The 17,118-nt window shown below is 55.1% G+C and carries 13 protein-coding genes; 3 read left to right on the top strand and 10 right to left on the bottom strand.

Annotated elements, in window-relative coordinates; all coding sequences use genetic code 11:
* Nucleotides 1-128: 128 nt before the first annotated feature.
* The 9 genes from AAAH10_RS01180 to AAAH10_RS01220 all read right to left on the bottom strand — a co-directional run bounded on the left by AAAH10_RS01180 (nt 129) and on the right by AAAH10_RS01220 (nt 11,261).
* Nucleotides 129-1,199, bottom strand: coding sequence for an FkbM family methyltransferase (locus AAAH10_RS01180; protein WP_343559715.1), 1,071 nt, complete (start codon nt 1,197-1,199; stop codon nt 129-131).
* Nucleotides 1,186-2,421, bottom strand: coding sequence for an aminotransferase class III-fold pyridoxal phosphate-dependent enzyme (locus tag AAAH10_RS01185; RefSeq protein ID WP_343559718.1), 1,236 nt, complete (start codon nt 2,419-2,421; stop codon nt 1,186-1,188). The genes AAAH10_RS01180 and AAAH10_RS01185 overlap by 14 nt, the downstream gene beginning before the upstream one ends.
* Complete coding sequence (locus tag AAAH10_RS01190; protein ID WP_343559722.1) at nt 2,418-4,055, bottom strand: flavin-containing monooxygenase; 1,638 nt, start codon at nt 4,053-4,055, stop codon at nt 2,418-2,420. Before AAAH10_RS01190 ends, AAAH10_RS01185 begins: the two co-directional genes overlap by 4 nt.
* Nucleotides 4,056-4,338: 283 nt before the next feature.
* Nucleotides 4,339-5,886, bottom strand: coding sequence for a glutamine-hydrolyzing GMP synthase (gene guaA, locus AAAH10_RS01195; RefSeq protein ID WP_343559724.1), 1,548 nt, complete (start codon nt 5,884-5,886; stop codon nt 4,339-4,341).
* A 95-nt stretch (nt 5,887-5,981) separates the two neighbouring features.
* Complete coding sequence (locus AAAH10_RS01200) at nt 5,982-7,247, bottom strand: RsmB/NOP family class I SAM-dependent RNA methyltransferase (RefSeq protein WP_343559726.1); 1,266 nt, start codon at nt 7,245-7,247, stop codon at nt 5,982-5,984.
* A complete protein-coding gene (locus AAAH10_RS01205; RefSeq protein ID WP_343559729.1) occupies nt 7,244-8,041 on the bottom strand; it encodes an RlmE family RNA methyltransferase in 798 nt (265 codons plus the stop codon). Before AAAH10_RS01205 ends, AAAH10_RS01200 begins: the two co-directional genes overlap by 4 nt.
* Nucleotides 8,042-8,155: 114 nt before the next feature.
* The gene (locus AAAH10_RS01210) at nt 8,156-9,439 is read right to left on the bottom strand and encodes a Ppx/GppA phosphatase family protein (RefSeq protein WP_343559732.1); all 1,284 of its coding nucleotides are present in this window, start codon (nt 9,437-9,439) and stop codon (nt 8,156-8,158) included.
* Nucleotides 9,440-9,598: 159 nt separating this feature from the next.
* Nucleotides 9,599-11,059 carry an IMP dehydrogenase gene (gene guaB / locus AAAH10_RS01215; protein WP_343559734.1) on the bottom strand — a complete coding sequence of 487 codons (1,461 nt, stop codon included), beginning with the start codon at nt 11,057-11,059 and terminating at the stop codon, nt 9,599-9,601.
* Nucleotide 11,060: 1 nt separating this feature from the next.
* On the bottom strand, nt 11,061-11,261 hold the full coding sequence (locus tag AAAH10_RS01220) for a hypothetical protein (protein ID WP_343559737.1): 201 nt from the start codon (nt 11,259-11,261) through the stop codon (nt 11,061-11,063).
* A gap of 109 nt (nt 11,262-11,370) precedes the next feature.
* Here AAAH10_RS01220 and cysQ point away from each other — a divergent pair, with 109 nt between their 5' ends.
* From cysQ to AAAH10_RS01235, 3 genes are all read left to right on the top strand, one after another.
* Nucleotides 11,371-12,252, top strand: a complete 882-nt coding sequence (gene cysQ, locus AAAH10_RS01225; protein WP_343559739.1) for a 3'(2'),5'-bisphosphate nucleotidase CysQ — start codon at nt 11,371-11,373, stop codon at nt 12,250-12,252.
* An 11-nt stretch (nt 12,253-12,263) separates the two neighbouring features.
* Nucleotides 12,264-13,259, top strand: coding sequence for an L-threonylcarbamoyladenylate synthase (locus AAAH10_RS01230; RefSeq protein WP_343559742.1), 996 nt, complete (start codon nt 12,264-12,266; stop codon nt 13,257-13,259).
* 77 nt (nt 13,260-13,336) lie between these two features.
* Nucleotides 13,337-14,782 carry an FAD-binding oxidoreductase gene (locus AAAH10_RS01235; RefSeq protein ID WP_343559745.1) on the top strand — a complete coding sequence of 482 codons (1,446 nt, stop codon included), beginning with the start codon at nt 13,337-13,339 and terminating at the stop codon, nt 14,780-14,782.
* A 57-nt stretch (nt 14,783-14,839) separates the two neighbouring features.
* Here AAAH10_RS01235 and AAAH10_RS01240 read toward each other — a convergent pair whose 3' ends face one another.
* The gene (locus AAAH10_RS01240) at nt 14,840-17,026 is read right to left on the bottom strand and encodes an esterase-like activity of phytase family protein (protein ID WP_343559748.1); all 2,187 of its coding nucleotides are present in this window, start codon (nt 17,024-17,026) and stop codon (nt 14,840-14,842) included.
* Between the last annotated feature and the right edge of the window lie 92 nt (nt 17,027-17,118).

The following is a 17,118-nucleotide window of genomic DNA, read 5'->3' on the forward strand; positions in this document are numbered from 1 at the left end:
CAACAAACACACCTGCTGCGGTTGTTTGTGCAACCCTGCTTCGAAGCAACAGCATCCGCCCGGAACAGTCCGGAAAAATCTTTCCAGCCTCCGGTAATGACACAGTACCTCCCTGCAGCTGACAGAAACTACTTTGGTATCGCGTACAGGACGTTTTCAATAAAGGGAATACACGAGTGCTGCCGCACAGCCATCCTTGCATCACCAGTCAGGCTTTTCAGCTGCGCCGGCAACTTCGCAAAATCGTCCAGATTGTGATAGAGGCACACAGCGACACGCGGACCATACTTTTCTATGGTTTTCGCAGCCCCGGCGACGGCATGCTGCTCGGATCCCTCGACATCCAGCGCAATGTCACTCACCCCCTTGCCCTCGAGAAGGTCATCAATTGTCACCGTCTTGACAGCTCTGGCGTCCCCGAATTCCTCCGGAATGAAAACAGATGCAGCAAGCCCCTGATGGCTGCTGTCATCAACAAAACGGATATCCTTTCCACTCTCGGACCACAGCAGGTAGTTCTGCAGTTCAAGATTAGGGTTCCCGCCAAAGTTTTCCTGCAGAAACTGATACATCCTCGCACTGGGTTCAACAGCAACCATTCCCTGATCCGGCCGGAAGGACATGGCCCGCTCCAGGTGCTTGCCGTTGTAAGCACCCGCGTAAAGCCACCTGTCCCCGAGTTGATCCACCAGATCATTGTTGTAATAGGGGCCTCCAACCGATTTAAATGCCTCGTGGAACATCACACTTGAAAGCATCAGATCCAGCCGCTTCAGGTAAATTTCTTTTGAGAAATCATCATCGAGAAGATCCACCGCTCCCTGAATATCATCCATGAGCCCCGGCAGCTCGAAACATGCTTCCAGCGCGCGGCGGTGGACAATACGGAAATAGAACAGATGCTCCGGGACGATCCCGCCATAAAGTTCATTCAATCCGGCACAGGCAATAACCACATGGGTGTCATGAGACTTGCTTCGCACTTCCTGACGCGAGAGAACCCGCACGCCCTGCCATTCGTCCTGGCCAATCTCGCGTGTCGTGTCAAAAACGCCAACGATGCGATCCTCACAGCCCCAGTGCTTCAGCTTGTCCACAATTGCACCGACATGGGGGCCGGCTCCCCACAGGAGGATACTTTTGCTCTCAAGCTCTCCCAGAATTCTGGAACGATGCGCTGCTATCTCATTCAAATTCATTAAACAAGGCCTCCAGCCTTTGAATAAAATCCCTGAACTCTTCCCGGGTTGTGTTGTAGTTGGGAAGGATTCTGATGGTTCTGCCGTAATTACAATGCTGCATCAGCAACCCCTGTTTCAGGGCTTCCTCAACGAAACGGTTACCCAGGGCAATCGTCTCCCCTCCCGGCTCATCGTCTGTCAGATCAAATGCCAGCATAAAGCCCTTGCCCCGTGGCGCATTCACCATCGGGTGGTTCAGGGCCTGCAGCATTCGCAGGAAATCCTGACCGGCATCCCGGATGTAGGTCAGTCTGTCATCCTGTCTGATCCAGTTCACACACTCGCTGACGATCAAGCCGGAAAAGCCTTCGTTCTGATGTGAACTGAAATGCCCCAGCGTTATTTTTTCCAGATCCACCGTGTCACGATTGGCGGTCACCGAAGAAACAGGAATCCCCAGTCCGAGGCTCTTGCCGGCAACAACAAAATCCGGTTCGGGCAGTTCGCCGCCCGTGTAGGAAAACCAGTCTCCAAGACGGCCCACACCAGTCTGGCATTCATCATAGATGACGAAGATATCATTTTCCCTGCAAAGCTTGACGGCCTCGTAAAGATACCCGGGCGGCAATGCAAACATTCCCCCACCCGAAATCACGGGTTCAAGAATGAAAGCAGCGATGTGCCGGGAATTCTGCTCGACAATTTCCCTGAGACTTTCCAGTTCGGAACTGTAATCATAACTGTCGGGATTTGAAAAATCCCTGTTCAGCGGTGCGGGCGCTGCAAAGGACAGGGGCAGAGGAGGTCGAACCCTTGCCCGGGACATGGAATATCCTGCCACTCCGTGCGTGATCCCGTGATAACCGACATCCAGCGCAAGAACACCGTCTTTTTCCTTCAGGTGTTTTGCATAACGCAAGGCAAATTCCGTTGCCTCTGAACCTGTCGTCAGCAGAATGGAATGCGGGTTGGCAAATCCGCTAATCTCTCCAAGATCCTTCAATCCTTGCAGAGCAGCAGCAGACAGCATGCCGGTGTGCGTATCCTGAATCGTTTCCAGCGATCTCATCAGGGCTTTCCTGAGCACAGGAGAGGAATGTCCGGCAACAGCACAAAACTGCCCGGAATTCAGATCCAGATAGTGGCGTCCCTGCGTGTCGGTAACCCAGGACCCCTGCCCTGTTTCGATTACAACGTCGGGATAGTTGCAAACCGGAAAGACATTGTCTGACAGCATCATGGCGAGGTGTTCAACCCTTTCAGCATTTCTATATACCTCCCCATCGTCATGGGAAGATTGGTTGGATTTTCGCGGGAGATACCCCAGTACCATCCCTGTTTTTCCGGCGCTTCAGACCATATCAGACTGTCATGCATGGCCTTGAAATCAAGCCGGTAGTCATCAACTGCTCCCGAGGAAATCTCAAACACGCTGCCTGAACCGTTTGTATGGCAGGCTTCAAGCATTCGGGCAGCACTGAAGGCTGTTTGTATCTCCATCAGAATTGTTGCTGCACCATGTAAAACAAGATTTGTGCCATAACCGTTGATCTGAAAAAAGTTCGGCAGGGCTTCAAAGCAGACAGATCCAAATCCCGTGACAGGTTTTTCGATGCGTTCAAGCCCCGTACGATCCACTACACGATAGGGGAAATGGCTGGAAAGCACGTCAAAACCTGTCGAGAGAATCAGCACATCCACATCCGGAACAAGCTCTCCGGATTTCAGATAAAGTGTTCTGTTATCACAACTTTCCAGCCTTGTAGCATGATAGAAAACATTCTGCTGCTTCAGGCAATCGGCATAATCCCCATTGTCCAGCAGTATCCGTCGCAATCCGGGCCGATAATCCGGACGAACGAGATCAGCCTTGTCTTCGGGCAACTGTTCCAGCCAGTTTTCACAGGCATTGAGAAGCTCTGCCTGTGCTGTGCTGTTCTCCTTGACCAGCGCCTGAAATCCCCCGATGGCAGCCTGTGCACGCGCTTTGAGGTCAAACGCATATTGCCCATGGGAAAATTTGTCCATGCCATCACCAAGCTTCAGATGAGGGATCATTCTGATCCAGTTTGGCGTACCGGAAACAATATGCAGTTCGGAAACGTCCCCGGATATGGCACTGGCAATCTGGATCCCGGATGCTGCCAGTCCGACCAGCGCAACCTTTTTACCCCTGAGGTCCATACCGGCAGGCCAGGATGGAGCAGAACAGATCTCGCCGGAAAAACCGTCCGCCTGCGGCAGCTTGCGCGGGCTCGACAGTTGCCCTGTACAATCCATGACGAAGTTGAAAAAAGCCTGTTCCTTCTGCCCGTCTTTCAGGAAATCAACCAGCCAACCCGAACGCTGCCCGGACCACTCGATTTTCTCGACCCGTTTATTCAGGAAGATTTTCTGGTCACCCACCCGGGAAGCAAGCTCTTCACAGTATTTTTTCATTTCACTGTGTCGGGGGTAGTAGTTCCTCCAGTCACAGTAATCAACATCACTGAAAGGATAGACTGCGCGGGAAATATCAACCCGCGAGCCCGGATAGTCATTCCGGTACCAGGTGCCTCCGACATGTTCATCATCGGTCACAACCTGCACTTCAAAACCCAGCGAAGCAATTTTCAGGGCACTGTAAAGTCCTGCAAGGCCAGCTCCGATAATCAGAACAGAGCCAGTTACTTCAAGCGGAACATCATTGCCGGTACTGCTAAAAAGACCGGCCCGTTCCCTGAAATCCGACAGCAAAAAAGCGTTAAATTCCGTCTCAATATTCGACAGACTGTTCAGTTCGTCCAGTATCCCTTTGCGGGCTTCAAAGTTGCCACGCAGACCGGAAGGGCAGATCACATCAAAGGCCTCAAGAATGGAAGTTAGCTTATCCAAGAGCTTGTTCTCCTATCTGGCCCGTCCCGAACTCAAATACCTTATCCTTATAGAACCTGAATGTTAAGAAAAAACAAAGAATTAGCCTGACTGCTATCTCAAAAATCAAATGAACCAGGCAGGACTTCGGTTTTCACACACAAAACCTGCAAGTCCCCCTTGTCTTCAAAGCCGCTTGTTTCCTAAAAAAGGAGCCCGGCAACCAGATCGTTTGCCAGGCTCCAACCAAAGGGTTGTTCTGTTCAAGTGAACAGAGGTCTCTGCCCCGAAAACCGGACGTGACCTATTCCCACTCAATGGTTCCGGGAGGCTTCGAGGTGTAGTCATAGACAACACGGTTTACGCCGCGAACCTCGTTGATGATGCGGGTTGCAACCCGGGACAGGAAATCGTGCTCGAAGGCGTAGCTGTCTGCTGTCATGCCGTCCACAGAGGTCACAGCCCGAAGGGCGCAGACATATTCATAAGTCCGGCCATCGCCCATCACACCAACCGTTTTCACAGGAAGCAGCACTGCAAAGGCCTGCCAGATCTCGTCGTAGAGGCCTTCCTTGCGGATGGCGTCCAGATAAACCGCATCCGCCTTGCGCAGGATATCCGCCTGCTCGCGTGTTACAGCACCCGGAATACGAATGGCCAGCCCCGGCCCGGGGAAGGGGTGACGACCGATCAGTGTATCGGGCAGCCCCAGTTCACGGCCCAGTTCACGCACTTCATCCTTGAAAAGCTCGCGCAGGGGTTCGACGAGTTCCATATCCATGCGCTCTGGCAGGCCGCCGACATTGTGGTGCGACTTGATCGTCACACTCGGGCCACCTGTGAAGGAAACGGACTCAATCACATCCGGGTAGAGGGTTCCCTGTGCAAGGAAATCGGCACCACCGATCTTGTTGGCTTCTTCCTCGAACACGTCAATGAACATTGCACCAATAATCTTGCGCTTGCGCTCCGGATCATCAACACCGTCCAGCTTGCCCAGAAACAGCTCGCTCGCATCGCGATGAACCAGGGGAATATTGTAATGCTCGCGGAAAAGGTTCACGACCTCTTCCCCCTCGTTCATGCGCATCAGGCCATGATCAACAAAGATACAGGTCAGCTGGTCACCAATGGCTTCGTGGATCAGAACAGCAGCAACAGAGGAGTCAACGCCACCGGAAAGACCGCAGATCACACGCTTGTCGCCCACCTGCTCGCGAATGGCCCTGATGGCCTGTTCCTTGTAGGCCGCCATGGTCCAGTCTCCGGAACAGCCGACAACGTTGTAGAGGAAGTTGCGCAGCAGCTTTGCTCCGTCCGGGGTATGATGCACTTCAGGGTGGAACTGGACAGCGTAGATCTTGCGCTCGTCGTTGGCGATCATTGCATTGGGTGCGCCTTCGGAAACACCGACAACCTTGAAACCATCCGGAAGGGCTGTCACACGGTCACCATGGCTCATCCAGACCTGCGGGCTGTCCCCTTCGCTCCAGAGGCCTTCAAAAAGCTGGCAGGCGCTTGTGACATCGACAGCAGCCCGGCCAAATTCCTGATGATCAGATCCTTCAACCTTGCCACCAAGCTGTTCACAGATTGTCTGCATACCGTAGCAGATACCAAAGATCGGCACATTCAGATCAAAGACAATCTGCGGCGCGCGGGGCGAGTCCTGCCCTGTTACGGAAGCAGGACCACCTGAAAGAATAATTCCTTTGGGATCAAAGGCCCGGATGCGCTCCTCGCCACAGTTGAAAGGGAAAACCTCGCAGTAAACACCGGCTTCGCGCACACGGCGTGCGATAAGTTTTGTTACCTGCGAACCAAAGTCCAGAATCAGTACATGGTCGGTCATGAGCGCTGCGTTTCCTCCGAAGTGAAAATCATGGCCCTAAGTGCCGCAAAGCCGGGCAAAAGTCAAAAGGAGTCTGAGCGGGGAAACAGGAAAAATCAGTCTTTGCGAACCAGCATGGCACCGAAGAAACCATCTGTTCCCTGACGGGCTGGTGAGAGCTTCAGAAACGGTTCCCTCGCCGGGGCAAAATCCGGCCGACGCGCCAGAAAAGCGGCAACCTGATCCTCGTTCTCCGCTTTCAGAACAGAGCAGGTTGCATAACAGAGCCACCCCCCCGGCTTTACAAGATCGGCAGCCTGATCAAGACAGCCGGACTGGGCACTCCTGTATTCGGCAAGAGCACCCGCCGTCAAACGCCATCGTGAATCAGGCTGGCGTCGCCAGGTTCCCGTCCCCGAACAGGGAGCATCCACAACAACGCGGTCAAAGGCTCCCCTGAATTCCGGCCCGGAGACAATCGCCGGGAAATTTCCCGTTTTTGCAATGGACGCCTCTGCCCGCTCAAGACGGGGTTTCGATTTTTGCAGACGCGCAGGTGCAATGTCCGTTGCCAGCAATCGTCCTTCATTGTTCATGGCTGCAGCCAGTGCCAGGGTTTTGCCACCCGCTCCGGCACAGAGATCCAGAACAGTCATCCCCGGCTCCACTGCCGTTTCTGCAACAAACAGCTGGGAGCTTTCATCCTGCAGCTCGACCAGCCCGTTGCGATAGGCCGCCGTCTGGTTCAGAGCTCCCCGTCTGGAAAGGATCAGCCCCCACGCAGACAGGCCGGTTTCTTCTGTCTCGAAACCTTCTTTCCGCAGCAGCGCCCGGGCTTCATCCCGTGAGAGCTTCAGGCTGTTGACCCTCAACACAACAGGTGCAGCTTCCAGCAGAGCCAGAGCCTCCTGTTCAACGGTTTCAGCGGGAAAACTGCGCTCGAATTCAGACCAGAGCCACTCCGGGACCTCGGTTCTGACCGCAGTGGGCATCTCATCATGATCAGGCCCGGCCCCAGGCTCCAGCGCCTCCAGGACGAACCGTTCCGAAGGTGAAAGCAGAGCCGGTGCATAGCCCTCCCCGGAACACAGGGAGGAAAGCTCTTCGAGATCAAGATCGCCCTTCAGAATCAGGCCGGAGAAAAGCCACAGCCGCGCAGAAAGGGACAAATGGGGAGCAACCCGTGCAACATGCCAGCCCAGACGTGCTCGGGAGCGCATCAGATCGAACAGAAGCTCCGCAATAAAGCGCCTGTCCTTCGAGCCGATAAAGCGTCTCGAACGGGTATAGCCCTGCAAAATCTGCTCGACCGGTTTTCCGGGTTCATTCAGACCAAGCTCAAGAACTTCGAGTACCGCTGCATAGCGACCTTCAGGCGTCATGCGTCCTGACCATCCTCTTGATCGGAAGCCGCAGACTTGCGGTACCCGTTGTAGCCAAGGGCAACAACATACATTTCTGAGGAGTCCTTGCGGCTCGCATCCGGTTTGAAATGACGCACCGAATCAAAATTCCTGCGCAGTTCCTCCAGCAACGCTTCATCCGCTCCGCCCTGCAGGACCTTGGCAACAAAATTGCCCTTTGGTTCCAGCACCTCCTTCGCAAATTCCAGGGCAGCTTCAACCAGCCCCATAATGCGCAGGTGGTCTGTGGGCGGATGCCCCGAAGAGGCCGCTGCCATGTCAGAGATCACCAGATCGGCAGGACCACCCAAAGCAGTCTTCAGATTGTCCGGTGCCTCTCCATCCATAAAATCACCCTGCAGGAACGTCACACCGGCCATGCCCTCGATTTCCAGAAGGTCCATGCCGACAATCTTCGCTTCCTTGCCGGCGCGCTTCTGGACAACCTGACACCAGCCACCGGGGGCGGCTCCCAGATCGACCACACGGGCCGCCCTGGTGATCACCCTGAAACGGTCATCAATCTGCAGCAGCTTGAAAGCCGCACGGGAACGCAGGCCACGTTTTTTGGCTTCCGCAACATAGGGATCGTTCAACTGTCGTTCCAGCCAGCGCGCAGAAGAGTTGCTGCGCCCGCGCGCAGTCTTGACGCGAACCTTCAGTCCGCGCCCTGTAAAGGTGCTCTCTTCCTTTTCTCCGGAACCGCCCCGTCGCGCCTGACGCGCCTTGCGTTGCTGTTCCCCAAACTGCTTGCGGCCTTTCCAGGTGACCATCTGTCAAAGTCCTTATACTAACGGAACAAACCTGCTTCCCTTCAGGATAGCACAGGAAAGAAATTCTGGCTTGATATAGACAGTTCTGAACAAAAAGACCAGTCGCCTTGCGGATCAGCTCTTTTTTCTTTCGTTCATCATGCGAAACAGAATGCCCTCGCGCAGCCCCCTGTCGGCAACCCTGACATCATCAACAGGCCACAGGCGAACAATGGCCTCGAAGATGGCACAGCCTGCAACAACCAGATCAGCCCGCTGCTTGCCGATGCAGGGGTTCGCAATCCGCTCCTGAAAATTCATGCGGGAGACTTTTTTGCACAACCGCAAGGCAACATCACGTCTCAAGCGCGAGCCATCAACCTTGTTGCGGTCATAACGCGGCAGTTTCTTGTAGATACCAACCAGTGTCGTAACAGTGCCCGAGGTTCCCAGCATCTGGAGCTGACCATTGGCAATGCGTTGCTGAAAATTGTGTTTTTCCTCAAAGGGGCGGAAGGCCTGATAGACCTCCTCGACCATGGCTTCGTATTTTTCGGGAGTGATATCACGCCCGCCGAATTTTTCCGCCAGCGCCACAACCCCGATGGGCACAGAATGCCAGTCCTTCATAACTGGAACAGTCGAGCGTCTGGCCTGGCCATTGCCCTTTTCCTCAGAAGCTTTCTGGCGTTTTGCCGGATCGCCCTTGCGATGCCTTTTTCGTTTCTGATCCTGATTCCGGGCAGCAGGCTCCTCTATAGAAGGAACTTCTTCTGCCGTCAGGGCTTTGGGTTCACTGTCACTGTTCGCAACTTCTGGACCGTTCGTGATCCAGCTGACTTCCGTGCTGCCACCACCGATGTCAAAGATCAGTGATTCCGGAAGGTTCGGATTCAACAGGGGAGCACAGCCAAGAATAGCCAGCTGAGCTTCCTCGTTGTTGTCGATGATCTCGAGCTTGAGACCGGTTTCTTCCTCGACCTGCGCGATAAAAGCCTCGCCATTCTGTGCCCGGCGACAGGCTTCCGTTGCCACACAGCGCATCCGTGTCACACCCTGTCTGCGGATCTTCGAGGCACAGATTTTCAGGGCAGCCATTGTCCGGCGCACAGCATCATCGGACAGGCGCTCTGTCTGGCTCAGACCTTCCCCCAGACGGACGATACGTGAAAAGGTGTCAACAACGCGAAAGGCCTTGCGGCTTCGGCGTGCCACGAGAAGACGGCAGTTGTTCGTGCCCAGATCGATTGCGGCATAGACTTCGTTGTCCCGGCGCGCCTGGCGCTTGCGGCGCTGAATCCCCGTGTGCCTGGGCAGCCCCTGCTTTCGCGGAGCATTGCCCTTGCGGGTATCACCCTCTGCGGATTGACCGCTGCGCCTTTGTTTGTGGCGCGGGGCTTGTTGGGGTTTGGCGGGCAATAAACAATCCTCGGATTCTGGTCTTCTCTGACGTATTAATCTTTCCTGTTTACGAATTCCAAAGCAGGTTAAGCAACAGGATAATGAAATTACCCGTGAAAAAAGGGGGAACGCCTCTGCATTCCCCCTCCCGAATTCGTCGTTAAAGCCTTTGCGGGCCTAGCTTTGGCGATAGTTTGGTGCTTCGCGCACGATTGAAACATCGTGAACATGGCTTTCGCGCAGGCCTGCATTGGAAATTTTTACGAAGCTGCACTGGGTGCGCATGTCCTCGATTGTTGCGTTTCCTGTGTAGCCCATGGAAGCCCTCAAGCCGCCAACCAGCTGGTGAATGATCGGGGACACAGCCCCCTTGTAAGGCACGCGCCCTTCAATCCCCTCGGGAACAAGTTTCAACTGGTCGGACACCTCTGCCTGGAAATAGCGATCCGCAGAACCACGAGCCATCGCACCGATGGAACCCATGCCGCGATAGTACTTGTAGGATCGTCCCTGATAGAGGAAGACCTCACCCGGTGCTTCATCCGTTCCGGCCAGAAGCGAGCCCACCATAACCGCGGATGCCCCTGCAGCAATAGCCTTTGCCACGTCACCGGAAAACTTGATACCGCCATCCGCAATGACCGGGACACCACTGTCCTTGAGAGCCTCAACGGCATCTGCAATGGCCGTCAGCTGCGGAACACCCACACCGGCGACAATCCGTGTTGTACAGATCGAACCGGGTCCGATACCGACCTTGACCGCATCGGCACCGGCATCTGCAAGCGCCTGTGCTCCGCTTGCCGTCGCAACGTTGCCTGCAATGATCTGGACAGCCGAATGCTTTTTCTTGATGGCAGAAACAGCATCCAGAACGCCTTTGGAATGGCCGTGCGCCGTGTCAATCACCAGCAGGTCGACACCGGCTTCGATCAGAGCCTCGGCACGCTCAAATCCTTCGGAGCCGACACCTGTCGCAGCAGCGGCAAGCAGGCGACCCTGATCATCCTTGCTTGCATGCGGATGGGCAACAGCGCGCTCCATGTCCTTGACTGTCAGCAGACCGACACAACGGTAATCGGCATCAACCACCAGCAGTTTTTCAATGCGATACTGATGAAGGAGCTTGCGTGCTTCCTTGTGCTCGACGCCTTCGCGAACCGTGACAAGATTTTCACTGGTCATCAGCTCGGACACAGGCTGGCCGCGATCTTCTGCAAAACGGACATCACGGTTGGTGAGCATGCCAACCAGTCGGCTCGTGCCGCGCTCGACAACCGGAATACCTGAAATCTTGTGGTGCTCCATCAGGCCAAGGGCATCACCGAGTGTCTGATCCGGATGCATGACAACCGGATTGACCACCATGCCGCTTTCGTAGCGCTTGACCTTGCGGATTTCCTGGGCCTGTTCCTCGATACCAAGGTTCTTGTGAACAACACCGATACCACCCGCCTGTGCCATTGCAATGGCCAGACGTCCTTCTGTCACGGTATCCATTGCAGAAGACAGCATTGGAATGGACAGCTTGATTTTCTTTGTCACATGAGTGCTGGTATCCGCCTGAGCAGGCATGATGGAAGATGCAGCTGGAACCAGCAGAACATCATCAAAGGTCAGGGCTTCACGGATGCGCATGTCAATCTCCATTTTGGCGGCCGCCTTTTTGCAGCGGGTCCGCAACATTCAGGACAAGACCAGCAACGGTGCAGCTGCCGTTTTTTACAACAACTGCGGTTTGTTGCGCTGATCTGAATTGACGCTGCATCATACACAGATGGCAGACAAAGCCAAGACGATAAAGTACAGTCATGAAGAATTCATGCAGCAGGGCATCCATGCTGTAAATGCATAGCCAGCAAAAGCGCTGAAAACTGGACAGATGGCCCACAGTATTATAGCTATCGGCTGACGAACTCCCGCGCTGTTAACGACACAGGAAACATCTCATGACCAATGCGCCCCACGCGACAATGACGATCCCGGCTGAAATGCCTGTGCATGAAAGTGACCGGGAGCTCATGGATGCCCTTTTGCTGATCGCAGAGCGCGCTGGTCACATCGTCATGGACTATTATGGTGACGAAGCAAAAATCAAGGTTGAGATCAAGGAAGACGAAAGCCCTGTAACCGCAGCTGACAAGGCAGCAGAGGTTTTCATTCTGGGTGCTCTCAACACGCTGACACCGGACATTCCTGTCGTCTCGGAAGAAGCCGCTGCTGCCGGAGAGATCCCACAGGTCGGAGAACTCTTCTGGCTGGTTGACCCGGTTGATGGCACCAAGGAGTTCCTGAGCGGAAACGGAGAGTTCACCGTCAACATCGGCCTGATCGAAAAGGGTGCACCCGTTGCAGGCGTTGTTCACGCTCCGGCAAAGGGCATGACCTGGGTCAGCACGAACCTCTGTGTTTTCTTTGAAGAAGGCTACGAGCCTGTTATGGCACAGGTTCGCGATATTCCGGAAGAAGGCGCAACAGTTGTCGCCAGCCGTCGTCACGGGCAGAACGAGGATCTGGAGGCTTTTGTCTCCAGGCGAAAAGTGCATGAAACAATCTCCGCAGGTTCTTCCCTGAAAATCTGCCTGATTGCCTCGGGGCGCGCTGATCTTTACCCGCGTTTCGGGCCGACAATGGAATGGGACACAGCAGCGGCACATGCCGTGCTACTGGCTGCAGGCGGCTCTCTGAGCGATGTCGATGGTGATCCTCTTCTCTACGGGAAAACAGAGTTCCGCAATTCCTTCTTTGTTGCCGAGGGTGAGCATCTGGATGCCGGGTTTGATCTTGAAGACGGCCCGGTCACCGAAGCAGACCTGCCCAAGGACAGCTGAAGTTCCCTTTCATGATCGAAACACGCATTGCACAGCCCGGCGATACGGCCCTTGAGGAAGCCACCAGCCTCCTTCGGGACGGACAAACTGTCGCTTTCCCGACAGAGACAGTCTATGGCCTTGGCGCCAATGCATGTGACGATGAGGCCTGCAAAAGGATCTACCAGGCCAAAGGGCGTCCCGGTTTCAATCCGCTGATTGTCCATTTTGCCTCTGCTGAACAGGCTGAAAAAGAGGTTGTTTTTTCCTCTCCCGCCCGGAAGCTTGCCAGGGCCTTCTGGCCCGGACCCATGACGCTCGTCCTGCAAAAAAGACAGGATTGCAGGCTCTCGGATATCTGCAGCCCCGGTCTGGAAACACAGGCTGTTCGCGTACCGGCACACCCCCTGGCGCAACGCCTGCTCAAAAGCTGCGCTCTGCCCCTGGCTGCTCCCAGTGCAAATGCCTCCGGAAAGATCAGCCCGACAAAGGCAGAGCATGTTTTTGCTTCCCTGAACGGCCGCATCCCGCTGATACTTGATGGAGGCGCCTGTCAGGACGGTCTGGAATCAACCGTTATCGATCTGAGTGATGAAACAACACCGGTGATCCTGCGCCCGGGAACACTTCCTGCGGAAGAGATCGAGGCCGTCCTCGGAATGCCTGTGGGGAAATCAGCCTCTCTCATGGAGCAAAAGGCCGAGCAGGACGCCACTGGCATGGCCTCTCCCGGTCTGTTGAAAAGCCACTACGCACCGGAAAAGCCCCTGCGACTGGATGCCGGTGAAGTGGAATCCTATGAGGCTCTCCTGGCCTTTGGTCCCGCACCTCTGTCCGGCGCAGCAGCCACAATCAATCTCAGCAGCTCCGGCAATCTTGAAGAAGCCGCCAGTGCGCTCTTCAATGCTCTCCATGAACTGGATCAGGTCAGGGGCATTCTCGGGATCGCTGCCATGCCCATCCCGAAAGAGGGCATCGGCCTTGCCATCAACGATCGCCTCAAACGGGCTGCAGCACCCAAAAGCTGATCAATTCCAATGGACAAACCATCAAGGCAGGGCCACACTTACCTGACACTGGACGGATTTTGAACGGGACCGCCTCCATGGCACAGCATCAGACACTCCCGCAAGCCTTCAAGGATCAGCTTGAGGCCTTGCTGGGTCCCAAGGGGATCATTGCAGACAGAGCCGAAATTGCGCCGTTTCTGGAAGAAACCAGAGGACGGCGCACAGGCCATGCAGAAATGGTCGCCCTCCCCGCATCGACAGAAGAAACCGCTGCTGTTGTCAGGCTTTGCCATCAATCCGGAATTACCATTGTGCCACAGGGCGGGAACACGGGGCGTGTCCGGGGCGCACAGCCGGAAACAGGACGCCCAACCCTTCTGCTCAACATGCGCCGGATGAACAGGGTCCGGGAACTTGATGCCCCCAACAACTCCTTAACAGCAGAGGCCGGGTGCATTCTTCAGAACCTTCAAGAGGCTGCAAATCAGGCTGATCGTCTCTTTCCCCTGTCTCTTGGAGCGCAGGGTTCCTGTCAGATTGGCGGGAACATTGCCTCCAATGCAGGCGGCATCCATGTTCTCCGCTATGGCAACACGCGCGCCCTTGTTCTGGGGCTTGAAGCTGTGCTGCCGGACGGGTCCGTCTGGTCAGGCCTGCGCAGCCTCAGAAAGGACAACTCCGGCTATGACCTCAAGCAATTGCTGATCGGGTCGGAAGGCACTCTGGGAATCATCACAGCCGCGACACTGCGATTGTTCCCCAAACCCAAAAGCTCTGTTTCCGCGCTTGTTGCCCTGAACGGACAGGACGACATCCTGCCCTTCTTCAACCACATGCAACAGGCAGCAGAAGAGCGTCTCACAGCCTTTGAACTCCTGCCCCGGCGCGCCTTCGAATTCATGGGCGCACACAAACCGGACGCTCCGCTTTTCCTTTCGGGGGAAAGCCTTGAAAGCGACTGGTTCATCCTTCTTGAAGTTGCCTCGGGCGATCAGCAGGAAACCACCCGGGCTGTTGTCGAACAGGCCCTCGAACAGGCTTTTGAGCAGGGCCTTGTCCGGGACGCAGTCCTTGCTCTATCAGAGCAACAGGCCGCGAGCTTCTGGCAATTGCGGGAAAACATTGTTGAGGTCCAGCGCTATGAAGGCGCTTCAATCAAACATGATATCTCCGTTCCTCTCAGCACCATTCCGGCCTTTATCGAAGAGGGAGAAAAGCTCGTGCAGTCCCTCCTGCCGGGAACCCGCCTGTACTGCTTCGGGCATGTCGGGGACGGCAACCTGCACTACAACCTGAGCCAGCCGGTCGGGATGGATGCACAGGAGTTCTGGTCCCACGAGAAAACCATAACCGGCAGGCTCCACGACCTTGTCAGCCGCTTTGGCGGTTCAATCTCGGCAGAACACGGCATTGGACGGCGCAAAGCCGCAGAAAACAGGGAGCGCAAATCTCCGGTCGAGTGGCAGATGATGGAAAGCATCAAGCAGGCTCTGGACCCGAAAGGGATCATGAATCCCGGTTGCCTCTTCCCCGAAGACTGAAACGCAAAAAGCCCCGGAAAACCGGGGCTTCTTTTTCTGATCGATTGATCCGGAAATCTAGAGTTTTCCAAGATTGAAGAACTGTGTTTCACCGCTGGCATCATCAACGCCATCGTTGTCTGTTACAGCAAAGAGTGTGCCGTCGCGTGTCACAGTCAAGCCTTCAAGCTTGTCAGGTGTCCAGCCGTTACCGGCCTGCATCAGAGGCAGGATATCCCTGACCAGCGTCTTGGAAACAACAGGAGGTTCCTCACCCGGCTCAACCGGTGTTACAGCGTTCATGTCGATGGAATAAATACGCTTGATACGGGCATCATCCCCCTTCTGGTTGTCCCGCTCGATCAGCAGGAAGGAACCATTGCCCGAAGACACAATCTCGCTGAGGCCGACCCAGCCCCCGGCAGGGGATTCAGTCGCATCCAGCGGATAGTGTACAACATGGAACGCACCTGTTCCCCTGTCGTAGCTGATCAGTTTGACCAGCCCCTTCGGATCATTGCCCCACTCGCGCTGAACAGCCATGACAATCCGCTCACCGTCAACAGCAACACCTTCAAGACCAAACCGCTTCCAGCCCTCCAGCAGACTGTCAGGCAGTTCAATGGTTTCCATCAATTCTCCGTCAGCCTTCACATGCAAAAGACGGTTTGCGCGGTCTTTCTCCGGATGCCCCTCACTGGCCAGCCAGAACGAACCATCTGCATCCTGTGCAATGCCTTCAATATCAAGGTTTGCAACCGGTTCACCCCCGGAATGCACAACAGTCTGCCTGACAATCCTCGCAGGAAGACTGAAGGCATCAATCGTATAGATGCTGGATTTCGAATAGAAACTGTCGTTCACCGCATAGAGCCGCCGCGCATGATCCCGATCAGCCGCCAGCCCGGAAAGCGCACCCCAACCGATCGGTTGACCATTCTCACCCTTTTCGGACAGGATATGCGGATAGAAAGCCGGTTTGTCTTCCAGGGAATAGACAGAAACCGTGGAGCGGACCTTGTCATCAGCACTGTCCTCCTCGTTTGCAACAACCAGCAGATTGCGTTCTGTCAGCGGAAGAATACCTTCCGGTTTGACACCCGTCGGCAGGAACTGGCTAAAGGACAAACCCTGATCCGTGTCCCTGTAGACCAGCACGGAACCCGCGCGCTCCAGTCCGACAAAGACATAGCGCCCTGAATCATAGCTGCCAACCGCAACACCTTCCGGCTCGGTTCCTTTCTTGGAGGATCGCTTTTCCGGATACTGACCATGGGAAACACTCAGTGCCTCGCTCTGGTTGAGAGATTCGTAACGAACAGAGCCGGTTTTGTCGAAGACAGTAAAACTGCGCGAACCACCCTCATAATCACCTTCATTCGCAGTGACAAAACGGTCATTGTCCAGCCAGGCAACAGCATCGGGTTCACGCAAAAGGTTTTCGCCCGTATCTGTCAGACTGATAAATCTGTCCTTGCGCGTGTCAATTCCCCGCACGAAGGTCGTGCCCGCACTGAAGTGGTCAACCACCTCGTTTCTTTCCAGATCAACCAGAACGATATGGTTGTTTTCCTGCAGTGTCACAACGGCAATATTGTCGCTGTTGATCGAAACATACTCGGGCTCCGGATCGGAACCGGCAATCTTCGCCAGCCCCAGCAGATTTGTGTACCGGACAGCTTCGCAGTTGCCCGGCATACCGTTTTTTCCCAGCTTGAAGGACGCCAGATGCCCGGCAGGAAACTGCGGGATCACCCCGTCATTGAAATCCTCGTCACGCTCGTTTTCGACAGCAACAGCAACAAAACGGCCATCGGGGCTGGCAGCCACAGAATCAGGTTGCCCCAATACGTCACAGCGCTGGACCATTCTGCGGCTGTCAAGATCAACAACCCCGAGATAGCCTGACGGATCGGTATAGGACCCGGACGTGTTCACCCCCACATAGGCACGTTTTCCGACAACGGCAACGGATGTTGGCTCACCATCCAGCTGGACAAAACCGTCAGCCCTTGGCGTGGAAGGGTCGGTGATATTGACAAAACCCAGTCTCTCCATGGGAGAGTCGGAATAGATCACCAGATTTCCGTTTTTTGCAGCAGCCAGAATCTCGGCAGCTGTCTCCGATTTTCTGTCCTCACCGGACGCAAGGTTTTCATAAACCGGGAATGTGGAAACACGGTTGAAGTGCGGCTCTGCAACAGCTGTTGTGGAAAGGCCGAACGCAGCCATTGCCACCGATGCAAGAAGAGTTGTCTTTTTCACTGGGATACCCCCTGGTTTCTCAAGTTCCTGAACGCGAACACAAAACTCGGAGGATGTTACAGGGGGCTCGTGGTCATTCGGATGACCAATCC

It is taken from the genome of Carbonatibacter coralli, from assembly GCF_039592655.1.
GTDB classification, from domain to species: Bacteria; Pseudomonadota; Alphaproteobacteria; order Kiloniellales; family Kiloniellaceae; genus Carbonatibacter; species Carbonatibacter coralli.